This window comes from Bartonella sp. B35(2025) (genome assembly GCF_053794465.1).
Genome location: NZ_CP200035.1, coordinates 566,607 through 578,491, shown reverse-complemented (window position 1 = coordinate 578,491; position 11,885 = coordinate 566,607). Strand labels below are relative to the sequence as shown.

The 11,885-nt window shown below is 34.0% G+C and carries 12 protein-coding genes and 1 tRNA gene; 4 read left to right on the top strand and 9 right to left on the bottom strand.

Annotated features, from left to right (window positions below; all coding sequences use genetic code 11):
* Nucleotides 1–179: 179 nt before the first annotated feature.
* Both rplM and rpsI read left to right on the top strand, forming a co-directional pair.
* Entirely contained in the window at nucleotides 180–644 is a 465-nt protein-coding gene (gene rplM / locus V4P56_RS02325; RefSeq protein ID WP_455482474.1) for a 50S ribosomal protein L13, read from the top strand.
* Nucleotides 645–646: 2 nt separating this feature from the next.
* On the top strand, nucleotides 647–1,132 hold the full coding sequence (gene rpsI / locus V4P56_RS02320) for a 30S ribosomal protein S9 (protein ID WP_455482473.1): 486 nt from the start codon (nucleotides 647–649) through the stop codon (nucleotides 1,130–1,132).
* Between the two features lie 122 nt (nucleotides 1,133–1,254).
* Here rpsI and V4P56_RS02315 read toward each other — a convergent pair whose 3' ends face one another.
* The 5 genes from V4P56_RS02315 to folE all read right to left on the bottom strand — a co-directional run bounded on the left by V4P56_RS02315 (nucleotide 1,255) and on the right by folE (nucleotide 5,641).
* Entirely contained in the window at nucleotides 1,255–1,620 is a 366-nt protein-coding gene (locus V4P56_RS02315) for a response regulator (RefSeq protein WP_455482472.1), read from the bottom strand.
* 1,170 nt (nucleotides 1,621–2,790) lie between these two features.
* On the bottom strand, nucleotides 2,791–3,282 hold the full coding sequence (locus tag V4P56_RS02310) for a hypothetical protein (RefSeq protein ID WP_455482639.1): 492 nt from the start codon (nucleotides 3,280–3,282) through the stop codon (nucleotides 2,791–2,793).
* Between the two features lie 139 nt (nucleotides 3,283–3,421).
* Entirely contained in the window at nucleotides 3,422–4,594 is a 1,173-nt protein-coding gene (locus V4P56_RS02305) for an alpha/beta hydrolase (protein ID WP_455482471.1), read from the bottom strand.
* Between the two features lie 201 nt (nucleotides 4,595–4,795).
* Nucleotides 4,796–4,880 (bottom strand) — tRNA-Leu (locus tag V4P56_RS02300).
* 137 nt (nucleotides 4,881–5,017) lie between these two features.
* Nucleotides 5,018–5,641, bottom strand: a complete 624-nt coding sequence (folE, locus tag V4P56_RS02295; RefSeq protein ID WP_455482470.1) for a GTP cyclohydrolase I FolE — start codon at nucleotides 5,639–5,641, stop codon at nucleotides 5,018–5,020.
* Between the two features lie 517 nt (nucleotides 5,642–6,158).
* Here folE and yidD point away from each other — a divergent pair.
* Complete coding sequence (gene yidD / locus V4P56_RS02290) at nucleotides 6,159–6,512, top strand: membrane protein insertion efficiency factor YidD (protein ID WP_455482469.1); 354 nt, start codon at nucleotides 6,159–6,161, stop codon at nucleotides 6,510–6,512.
* A 118-nt stretch (nucleotides 6,513–6,630) separates the two neighbouring features.
* On the top strand, nucleotides 6,631–8,607 hold the full coding sequence (gene thrS, locus V4P56_RS02285; protein WP_455482468.1) for a threonine--tRNA ligase: 1,977 nt from the start codon (nucleotides 6,631–6,633) through the stop codon (nucleotides 8,605–8,607).
* Nucleotides 8,608–8,649: 42 nt separating this feature from the next.
* Here thrS and V4P56_RS02280 read toward each other — a convergent pair whose 3' ends face one another.
* The 4 genes from V4P56_RS02280 to plsX all read right to left on the bottom strand — a co-directional run bounded on the left by V4P56_RS02280 (nucleotide 8,650) and on the right by plsX (nucleotide 11,877).
* Nucleotides 8,650–9,162 carry a MerR family transcriptional regulator gene (locus V4P56_RS02280; RefSeq protein WP_455482467.1) on the bottom strand — a complete coding sequence of 171 codons (513 nt, stop codon included), beginning with the start codon at nucleotides 9,160–9,162 and terminating at the stop codon, nucleotides 8,650–8,652.
* A gap of 212 nt (nucleotides 9,163–9,374) precedes the next feature.
* Complete coding sequence (locus V4P56_RS02275; protein WP_455482466.1) at nucleotides 9,375–9,698, bottom strand: integration host factor subunit alpha; 324 nt, start codon at nucleotides 9,696–9,698, stop codon at nucleotides 9,375–9,377.
* A gap of 78 nt (nucleotides 9,699–9,776) precedes the next feature.
* Complete coding sequence (locus tag V4P56_RS02270) at nucleotides 9,777–10,751, bottom strand: beta-ketoacyl-ACP synthase III (protein ID WP_455482465.1); 975 nt, start codon at nucleotides 10,749–10,751, stop codon at nucleotides 9,777–9,779.
* A gap of 49 nt (nucleotides 10,752–10,800) precedes the next feature.
* A complete protein-coding gene (gene plsX, locus V4P56_RS02265; RefSeq protein WP_455482464.1) occupies nucleotides 10,801–11,877 on the bottom strand; it encodes a phosphate acyltransferase PlsX in 1,077 nt (358 codons plus the stop codon).
* Nucleotides 11,878–11,885: the final 8 nt, after the last annotated feature.

The following is an 11,885-nucleotide window of genomic DNA, read 5'->3' as shown; positions in this document are numbered from 1 at the left end:
TATAATACCTCAATCATAATGCATTGTTTTATAATTTTTATTTTCTCTTGACGTAAATCATTAGACACTATATCAGATAAATAATTGGGTATTAAAGACTTTGCTACGATACATAGTTTTTAACATAAAGCAACAAAAAATACCCTTATGTTATAAAGATTTTAATAAAGGATACTTCTATGGCGACGTTTTCGCAAAAGCCAACTGAAGTGGTGAAAAAATGGGTTGTTATTGACGCAGAGAATCTCGTTTTAGGTCGTCTTGCCACATTCGTTGCTAACCGCTTACGGGGGAAACATAAAGCTACGTTTACCCCACATGTTGATGATGGTGACAATGTTATTGTCATCAATGCAGATAAAATAGCTTTCACTGGCAAAAAATATACAGATAAAAAATATTATTGGCACACTGGTTATATTGGTGGAATCAAAGAACGCACAGCTCGTCAGATTCTTGAAGGTCGTTTCCCTGAACGTATTGTTGAAAAAGCTGTAGAGCGCATGATTCCTCGTGGACCGCTTGGTCGTCAACAATTGAAGAATCTACGTGTTTATGCTGGGAGCCAACACCCGCATACTGCACAGCAGCCTGAAGCTCTTGATGTTGGTGCTTTAAACCGCAAAAACAAAAGGATTGCTTGATTATGGCTGAAATTGATTCTTTTTCTAAGCTTAATACAGTAATGGATAGTGCAGAAGTTAATAAAGATATTACTCCCGTCCATGTACAAAAACTTGACTCACAAGGACGTGCCTATGCAACAGGAAAACGTAAAGACGCTGTTGCTCGTGTATGGATTAAGCCAGGCTCTGGAAAAATCATTATTAATAATAAGGAATTCGATAAATACTTCGCTCGTCCTGTTTTGAGAATGATTCTTTGTCAGCCAATTGTTGCAACTAATAGAAATACCCAATTTGATATTATTGCAACTGTTACAGGAGGTGGACTCTCCGGACAAGCGGGAGCAGTACGTCATGGTATTTCCAAAGCTTTAACATATTATGAACCAGCACTTCGTTCAATTTTAAAAAAAGGTGGCTTTCTTACACGTGATAGCCGTATTGTTGAACGTAAAAAATATGGTAAAGCAAAAGCGCGTCGTTCTTTCCAATTTTCAAAGCGCTAATTTTAGTTACATGATATTTAGAGCTTCGCTTTTGACGAAGCTCTAATTTTGATTACTGTTACCTAGCTAAATTATATTTTCAGTATTTTTTATCACTGTTCAGAAAAAAAATTTATAAAGTTTCAATCTAAGAAGCGCTTTACCATTGTGATGAAATGAGGAATAGAAATAGGTTTTGACATATATTCCTCACATCCACTTGCGCGAATTTGTTCTTCATCGCCCTTCATAGCAAAGGCCGTAACAGCAACAATAGGGATAGATTTAAGCTCTTTATCCTTTTTAAATTGTTTAATAACATCAATCCCTGATACCTCAGGTAATTGGATATCCATAAGGATAAGAGAAGGCATTGATGAACGAGCCAAATCTAATGCAATAAGACCATTGCGTGTTTCAACCGTTTCATAACCACTCACCTCTACAAGATCACGGAATAATTTCATATTAAGCTCATTATCTTCCACGATCATGACTTTTTTTAACATTAGTATAACTCCACCCTTTTAAAATAAAGAATGCACATAAACTTTAAGTACAGTACCTCTTAATTAAAATAAAATGATAAAAAAATTATAACTATGAAAAAACTGAATAACTCGCGATGAAAGCATTTTTTTGCTACCATAACAAAATTAATCATAATGCTTCTTCAATGCACTAAGATAAAATTCAGAATGTCTGTAAAATTATGTCATATATTTTTCTAGTTTGTATACTACATTTATATATACAAACTCATTTTCAAACCTTTTCATCTTAGAACAGATGTAAATTATCTTAAATATCAATTTTTAAATAGAAAAGAAGCCAATTAAACGACTCCAATTAATCATGTAATAGATAACCATTACGACAGAATAAATTTATTTCTAAATATAAATTGTCATGTCACATATTAAATCAAGCTGTTTTATATTATAATACTTTATTTTTTTGCAACATTCTTATTATGAATCATCAAAAATTATTTCATGGTAAGTTAAAATATGGATTAGTAAGTATGTGGACTTTAAAGGTGATTTTTGGATGAATCAAATATGCAGTTTATTGAATCTTCAGATAATAAAAACTGTCTACCCAATTTTTTCCTCGTTATCATAAAAAAAGAAGACTTCATCATAAAAAACACCAAACAACCTTTTTGCATATTGTTAATTATTTTTTATCCCAGAATACTTCATATGGTATCATATTTCTTTTTATTTCAAGATAAAAAAGTAAACCTAAGTGTATAATAGTACACCAAAATAATTTTTGTTTGAATAAATAGCTAAGTGATATCACTTTATACAAAACAACACTAATTATAAAAAATCTTTCATTGAATTGCTCAAAAAACGATAAAAAATGAAATATAAAAGAAAAAAGTAATATATATATAATCGTCAACCAAAAGATTCACAATTTGTAATATTAATTTCACTTTTTTTAACCATCGTTTTATTCATATACATATAAATTTCTTTAAATTTATCGCCATACTCATACTATAATGCTATAATGCTATAATGCAAATTGTGCTGATCTTTTCTCTAAAATACAGAATAATAAAAAATTTATAGACTAATAAACTATAAGTTATTGGTTTTATTTTTTTATTAAATAAAAATATCCTTATAAGTATGCTTAGTTTAGAAAGATCTTTATTTTTGGCTTTAATATTCCTTCTCAAAGAGATGTGGACTTTCAAGTATGAGCTTTTCTCGTGCTTTTTGTAACCATTGAATAGTTTCATCAATTTTGGATGGAGAATAAAGAGACTCTTGATCATTCAATAAGTGTTGTTTCTCCTTATTTTCATAAAAACACTGTATTTGAGATTGGAGCATTCTAATCTCTTGAAAAAAAAGACGATTGGTTTCTTTAAAACCATTATTAAGTGAGAAAATCTGATCGGAAATTGATAGCAAAATTTGTTTCAAAAAGCGCTCATTTTCCTGACGTTTGCGATATTCTAAAATAAGAGCACGGCTTATCTCATCTAGCTGTTTTTTAGTGGAATCAAGCTGACATAATAAATTTGTTTCTTCTCCTATATTTTTTTTTGCTTTCAACAGCATAGTGTGAATATCCAGCAATTTAATTGCGGAATGAGATAAACAATCAACCAATGTGGGCGTATCGGTACGGTATTTTTGTGCAACCATCATGAACTTACCTAATGACTCATTTTTAGCATTCATCCCACTATTTATTTTTGATTTTACCGAACCATTCTAAAGAAAGTGCTAAAAAATATTGTTTTAATTGATTTATATTCAATAGTAAGCTCTATCCCTTTCATATTTAATGTCTAATTAGTGGAGATAAAAGATGTACAGGCGTATAAAGGATTAGGTGCGTTGTTTTCTCCAATACACTACTACTATCAGCAAGAATCGCTTGGCTGGGTGATAATTCTGTACCCTGCATAATCGTTGATGCCAAAGAACCTTCATGAGAAAGAGCCATCAATGTTGGTGAAGATGCAAATACATTGTGCGCGCCACCATCAACATCAGAAAAATCAAGAACAGTTATTCCATTTTTACGCAATATTTCAATATCTGAACCATCTCCTACACGAGGATGTCCTCCCGTAAGACGCCCCGAAACAGCTAGAGCTTTATCTGCACGAGATACTAAGATAGCTGTTGGATGAGGTAATCTCTTAATATCATTTAATTGGCGCTCAAATACATCAAGGTCGATATCTGGTGCAGCCATTAAAAAACTTGTAATACGGTAAATTGGTTTGTATTTTTTTTGTAATGCTAAAGTTCTAAATGCTTCCATTATGGCAAAATTGCCCATCGAATGTGCAATAACTGAAATCTGATCTGCATTAGTTTCGCTAATGAGTGTCAACAGCTCTATCAATCCATCACGTGCAAAATTAGCACTATCACGATCATAAATATAAAGGGGTACTGATCCAGCAGAAGGCCACGAATAATGTACAGTGACAACATCTAACGAATAATCATAGGTAAACTGTGCTGCGCGAAATGTACCATCTGCAAAATTATTATTATAACCATGGATAAAAAGAAAAATTTCCCTTTTTCCTTTTGGCTTACTTGCTAAAGCAGTATTTAATTGTTGCTTAAATTGTTTTCCATTATCGTATTTTTGTAATGTTACTGCTGCAAAATATTTATCATGAGTGGGTTTGTACGCATTTGTTTCAACAAAACCTTTTACATGTTTTTGAGGAATTCCTATATCTACACGATTATAGTGTACTTTATTTGACCGCTCTGCTCCGTAAGGCTGAGAATAGCTATTTTGCATCATGCGACTTGTAGCAACATATACTGGTACGATAGCTTTCGGAAGAATCGGTATTCTTTCAGTTTCTCTTTGTACCGCAATCATAGATGGTGTTGCATGTACCCCATGCCACAATACAGCACGTGATTTACTGCATGCTGTTAATAGAACAATATAAATAAAAAGTATTCCATACCTTAAAAACATTACACTTCTCACGGCAAAATCATCCAATTTCATTGAAATAAAATCAACACTCTAAGTTTGGTAAAAAAATACCACTTTCCAAAACTTGAAGTGAAAATGTTATCTAGGAACAAACCGAAAAATAATACGCAAAAAAATCTGTCATAACACGTACTATAATCGCTTTTACTTATATCTTATGTCAGCTACAAAAAATAAAAATGGTGCGGTCGAGAAGACTCGAACTTCCACGGGTTACCCCACAGCGACCTCAACGCTGCGCGTCTACCACTTCCGCCACGACCGCACACGGTGAAGTCAAATACACCGATTTTCCAGATTTAGCAAATCAAAAAACAAGGTACAAGCCTATTTTCACTTTTATATGATTTATTTTATCCGAACTGTTCATAACTCCAAATATAAACTATTAAAGTACCTCCCTCACGGTGATCCACGAACCATCATCATAAAATTAGCCTGTGCAGCTTGATCTTTCGCATAATAACCATGAAAACTTGTCGTAATTGTTGCAGTCCCCTGCTTTTGTATCCCTCTCATAGCCATGCACATATGCTCAGCTTCAATCAATACTGCAACACCACGAGGTTTTAGATATTTTTTCAAAGCATCAGCTATTTGAGCTGTCATAGTTTCTTGTGTCTGTAAACGACGAGAAAAAACATTTACAACACGAGCAATTTTTGAAAGACCAACAATCTTTGTATCAGGAAGATAAGCGATATGCGCTTTTCCAACAATTGGAATTAAATGATGTTCACAATGTGAATAAAAAGAAATATCCTTCACTATTACAGATTCATTGTATCCAGAAACTTCTTCAAAAACTGTACCCAAAATTTTTTCAACTGATTCACTATAACCGATAAAAAGTTCACGATATGCTTTGGCTACACGCTCTGGAGTGTCCAAAAGCCCTTCTCTATTTGGATCTTCCCCTATCCATAACAGTAATGCACGAACCGCTGTTTTTACTTCTTCAAAACTAGGGCGCTTCGTTTCAGTTAAAAATGGATCTATAGTACCTTTTTTAACAACATTATGCATTAAAAACTCCAAACTTACCGCGTACAAAGAATTTGCTACATATATCTATTTCATTCTGTATAGTCTCTATATAATTCAATTAAAAGCTTAAACAATCACAGCCTTCAAAATTTTAGATAACAGTTCATGATTGATAACATCTATAGCAATAAAATACTCGAATCTACCATGCTGTGTAAGAAAAATTGAACATCTTATTAATATCTTACAAAATACGGATATCTTTATGAAACAATAGCTACCGTGGATCTAAAAAAATTATATTGTCGTAGATTTTACTCATGAAATATATGTATACGTAATAAAATACGCTTCAACTTCACTTTTAGCATATTAAATCATTAACAAAATAAATAAAAATCTTAAAATATTACGTAAAATTATCTACTCTATGCTAATAAAAGATGGTATTCTAGTTTTCTCTTATTCAAAGACTATGAAGCACACCACATATCAAAGATTCTTATTTTCGATACCATTTTATTGTACATTGATTGAATAAATTGAAAAAAAATAAATGCTTGAATCATGCTTGAAACAAAAAAAGAAACAAACTCGGAATTATACAGACTCTTGGAGAAAAACACCTGGACGATTATTTGGTATTCTACTGATACGTCTTTATCAAATAACACTTTCCAGCTTTATAGGGAATCAATGTCGCCATGCACCAACTTGTTCAGAGTATATTTATGAAGCAATCGCACGCCACGGATTATGGGCTGGAGCATGGATGGGACTTTTTCGTATCATACGTTGTGGTCCATTTGGCACAAGTGGCTTCGACCCAGTACCTACTTCTCTTGGAGATTCTTGCTGTTTTTATAAACCTTGGCGCTACTGGAAAATTTCTGCCAAACACAACAAATAATTCTTTTCTTTTTTTATGTGTGTTGGTAAAAAATCCGCTACTATTTTAACTGATTATCGCTAAATTTTCACGAAACCATCCGTAATTGCTGGTGGAATTGAATTCAAGGAGTACTCTTATGTCTTGCTCTATTTCTCTTTCTTTTCCTGATGGTTCAAAACGTGATTACCCCATTGAAATGACTGGTTTAGAATTAGCAGAATCTATTTCTAAATCACTTGCAAAAAAAGCAGTTGCTTATAATCTTGATGGCGTTACTCGAGATCTTTCAGATCCATTAGGACAATCTGGTCAAGTTGAAATTATTACCAGAGATGACCCACGTGCACTTAAATTAATACGTCACGATTGTGCACATGTTCTAGCCGAAGCAGTACAAGAACTCTTTCCTGAAACGCAAGTTACAATCGGTCCAGTTATTGAAAATGGTTTTTATTATGATTTTGCACGTAAACAACCTTTCACTCTAAATGATCTCGAAATCATCGAAAAAAAAATGCATGAAATTATTCAACGTAATCAGGTTTTCAGAAAAGAAATTTGGTCTCGTGAAAAAGCTAAAAAGATTTTTTTTGAGAAAAAAGAATTTTATAAGGTTGAGCTTATTGATTCCATCCCTGAAGATCAAACTTTGAAGGTCTATTATCAAGGTGATTGGTTCGATCTTTGTCGTGGTCCACATATGCAATCTACCGGTCAAATTGGCAATGCGTTTAAATTAATGAAAGTTGCAGGAGCTTATTGGCGTGGTGATGCCAATAATTCTATGCTAACACGGATTTATGGTACAGCATTTGCCAATGAGAATGATTTAAAAGCCTATCTCTATATGCTAAAAGAGGCTGAAAAACGTGATCATCGACGCTTAGGACGTGAAATGGATTTATTTCATTTTCAAGAAGAAAGTCCAGGAATGATTTTTTGGCATCCTAAAGGCTGGAAAATATTTCAAAATTTAATCAGCTATATGCGCCGACGGCTCGATGATCATCAATACGCTGAAGTTAATGCACCACAAGTTCTTGATAAATCACTTTGGGAAACATCTGGACATTGGGGATGGTATAAAGAAAATATGTTCAAAACAATTCCTGCTGATGATGATTGGGACGATGAGTGTGTTTATGCTCTCAAACCAATGAATTGCCCTGGTCATGTACAAATTTTTAAACATGGTTTAAAATCTTATCGTGATTTACCTATTAGACTTGCTGAATTTGGTCTTGTTCATCGTTATGAACCTTCAGGCTCTTTGCACGGTCTTATGCGTGCACGTAGCTTTACACAAGATGACGCACATATTTTTTGTACCAATGAGCAATTAGCTTGTGAATGCCTCAGTATAAATGATCTAATCTTGTCAACTTATGCCGATTTTGGTTTTGAAGAAATCAGCCTTAAACTTTCAACACGCCCAGAAAAACGTATCGGTTCAGATCAATTATGGGATTATGTTGAAAATGTCATGATATCTGTTCTTAACACAATTGAAACAAAATCTGCAGGACGAATTAAAACAAGTATTCTTCCAGGTGAAGGAGCATTTTATGGACCAAAATTTGAGTATACACTAAAAGATGCTATTGGTCGCGAATGGCAATGTGGAACAACACAAGTAGACTTCAATCTTCCTGAACGTTTTGGTGCTTTTTACATTGATAAAGATTCAGAAAAACGCCAACCTGTTATGATCCATCGAGCAATTTTTGGGTCAATGGAGCGTTTCCTCGGTATCTTAATTGAAAATTTTGCAGGACATATGCCACTTTGGCTTGCACCACAACAAATTGTTGTTGCAACAATCACTTCTGAAGCAAATGAATATGCAAAAAAAATAACAGCAAAGCTTAAAGCAACTGGCCTTTTAGCAACAGCGGATCTTCGTAACGAAAAAATTAACTATAAAATACGTGAACATTCTTTACAAAAAGTACCTATAATTCTTGTATGTGGTAAACGTGAATCTGAAACAGATAGTGTAAGTATGCGCCGCTTAGGAAGTGCAGATCAAATTTTCTTATCTGTAGAAGAAATGATCAAACAGCTCTTAAATGAAGCAACACCACCAGATATGCGCCGTTTAATAAATACATAAAATGACTAAGAAGTAGAAAAAATTAAAAACAAAGGCTGTTAATCATTGTCGTGTTCTGTCAAGCGTGCGTTTACATTCAATTAATTCAAATAATATTTCCTGTAATAATGCTTTATCAGTTTTATCTTTGTAAATATTAACAGCACCGACAGATGCTTCTCCTTCATTTTTCATAAAATTTAAAAGCCCAAAAGAAGACTTTTGGGGCTTATTTTTATTATGAATAGACTCGGATGTTTGTTCTACATGTTTCTTCTCCATTACAACCTTCATGGCATTGAGATCGCCACTACCAAATGCAATAACAAATGCAACGCCATTTTCCTTTAAAAGTCGCTGCACACCTTTTATAGTATAACCTTGATCATACAATAATTGTTTAATACCATTAAGTAAATCGATATCACCTGGGCGATAATAGCGCCTCCCACCACCACGCTTCATTGGTTTAATCTGTGTAAATCGTGTTTCCCAAAATCTTAATACATGCTGCGGAAGTCTTAATAACTCCGCTACTTCGCTAATTGTGCGAAAGGCATCGGAGCTTTTATCCATATTATAATACCTTATCTAAATTATAAAAATTAAAAATTACAAAAATAATCTTATCGCTGCTGATCAAGTTTTAATTTCTCAACAAGATTAATCAAAAATAAGATTATATTAAACCACATTTAAATTAAAAAGCTGTTTGCATAAAATAAAATTTAAAGACCTATTTTATAAAAAATTCTTTAACAGATGCCATAATATATGATCGCATTCATTTATATAGCATTATTTTTTCTTCTTGCGCGATGCGAATCTAAAATTCTTTGTTTAAGCACATTTGCAGCTTTAAATGTCACAACACGCCGCGGTGAGATAGGGGCTTCTATACCTGTCTTTGGATTGCGCCCAACACGCTCAGTTTTATTACGAACCTGAAAAGTCGCAAAAGAAGATAACTTAACTGCTTCGCCTTTGATAAGAGAATTGCAAATTTCACTCAAGACCAATTCAACCAAAGCTGCCGATTCAGTGTGTGACAAGCCCACTCTTTTACAAACTACGCTCGCTAAATCTGCACGCGTTACTGTTTTACTTGTCATTGTAACCACCTATTCAAATATTAAAAATTATAACAGTGATTTATACGTTTTATTTAAATATGGTCAAGAAGCTATAACTTACCAACGAATAAGAATCGCACCCCATGTAAATCCACCTCCCATAGCCTCCAACATAATAAGATCTCCCTTTTTTATTCTTCCATCTTGAACAGCCGTTGCCAAAGCTAATGGTACCGATGCTGCAGATGTATTACCATGTTGATCAATGGTAATCACAACTTTATCGAGAGAAATCCCTAACCTTTTAGCTGATGCTTCAATGATACGTTTATTAGCTTGATGAGGTACAAACCAATCTAATTTTGAAGAATCTATACCAGCAGCATTAAAACAATCATCAACTACATCAGTTATCATGCCAACTGCATATTTAAAAACTTCTCGTCCTTCCATACGTAAATAACCCGTTGTTTGTGTTGTTGAAGGACCTCCATCAACATATAGCTTATTCATATATGCACCATTAGAGCGCAATTTCGTAGATAATATGCCACAATCAGAAGTTAAATCATTTACTGTTTTTTGTGATTCTAAAACAGCAGCACCCGCACCGTCACCAAATAAAACACATGTCGTGCGATCTTTCCAATCTAAAATTCGAGAAAATGTTTCAGATCCAATGACCAAAATTCTTTTGACTGCTCCACAGCGTAAATAAGCATCCGCTGTCATTAAAGCAAAAATAAAACCAGAACAAACAGCTTGAAGATCAAAAGCAAATCCATGATTCATTCCCAAAGCATGTTGAATTTCAACTGCAGAAGCAGGAAAAGTATGATTTGGTGTTGAAGTTGCTAAAATAATACAATCAATATCTTCTATTGTAAAACCAGAATTTATGAGTGCTGCTTGTGCAGCTTCTACGCCTAAAGAAACAGTTGTTTCATTTTCATTAGCAATATAACGTTGACATATCCCTGTACGCTGAAAAATCCATGAATCGGATGTTTCAACAAATTTCGCAATCTCATCATTCGATAAGCTTTTTTTTGGTAAGGCACTTCCCACACCACACATAACTGATCGAATCATTCGGTTTTTGCCTTTTCTTGATATTTTTTATTTGCATTATAAATACTGGTCATATGATTTCCCCATCAACTGTTGCTTCATCTTCCTTTTCTTTGTCGAAAAATGTTGCTTTATTTTTATGAAACCGTCGTAAATCATCAGTTATTTTTTTTAAAAGTCCATTATTTACCATCTCATAACCAACACGAATAGCAGAAGCAAAACCGCTAGCATTCGCACTACCATGACTTTTTATAACAACCCCATTCAATCCTAAAAGTACTCCACCATTAACTCTATCTGGATCCATTTTATGTTTCAGTATACGAAAAGCACCCCGCGATAAAAAATAACCAAGGTATGAGAAAAAAGAGCTACACATAGCAGTGTTTAGGATTTCTCCTATTTGCCGCACAGTTCCTTCTGCTGTCTTTAGAGCAATATTACCAGAAAATCCCTCCGTTACAACAACATCCACTGTTCCCTTTCCAATATCATTACCTTCAACAAATCCCTTATACTCTAATCCTTCTAATTGCACTTCACGCAATATCATTCCAGCTTTTTTAATTGCATAAAGACCTTTAACCTCTTCAACTCCCACATTTAAAAGCCCGACACTTGGTTTTTCAACATGATACAAAGCGCGAAACATACCAGCTCCCATCACTGCTAAATCAACCAATTGACTAGCAGATGCACCAATTGTTGCACCAATATCTAAAACAATACTCTCACTTCGAAGCGTTGGCCAAATGCCCGCAATTCCAGGACGTTCGGCTTCTGCCATCATTTTCAAACAAAAATAAGACATTGCCATGAGTGCACCAGTATTACCGGCAGAAACACAAGCATCAGCTTCACCATTTTTTACAGATTCAATCGCATACCACATTGATGATTTACCACGTCCAATACGAAGTGCTTGGCTTGGTTTTTCATCCATACGTGTATAACTTTCCGTAGGATAGAAGCGTGATACAGAAGCTAAATAAGGGTATTTTTTTAAAACTGGCTTAACAACCTCATCTATCCCGTAAAATAGAAAATAAATATTTGGCAAATACTTTTGTACAATTGCTGCTCCCTCAATAGTCACTTCTGGACCATAATCACCACCCATTACATCCACAGAAATTCTAATCACGCTTGCAT